Genomic DNA, 336 nt, shown 5'->3' with positions numbered 1-336 from the left:
GCATTCATCATGATGACTCAAACCGAGAGTATTCATATGCGTTTGACCCCCTATTGAAACTGGAGCTAAAAACGCGTTTACAGCGAGTGGAGATTGTCTCTATTCGAGACCACTGGTGTGAGATTTTTGCGTTTGAAAATCCAAGTAAAAAAGAGAGAATCCCTTTGCAATCTAGGTCTTGATAGGCTTTACTGAGGTGGAAGAAAATTTTTCTCACCTAATTGCTCGCAAGGGTATCAGTCTTGACAGATTGTGATATACTCTGCGCGCACTTTATACCTTATTAACAGAGTAAGACAATGGCAGATTTATCAAAATACAGAAACATTGGTATTT

General features: G+C 39.0%; 1 pseudogene. It reads left to right on the top strand.

From position 1 onward, the window contains the following. Positions 1-182 (top strand): annotated as a pseudogene (locus CIK04_RS33600) (haloacid dehalogenase-like hydrolase); the annotation flags it as partial. Between the last annotated feature and the right edge of the window lie 154 nt (positions 183-336).

This window comes from Vibrio sp. 03_296 (genome assembly GCF_002265885.1).
Note: the sequence above shows the minus strand (reverse complement) of the source record. Positions and strands in the feature narration are given on the sequence as shown.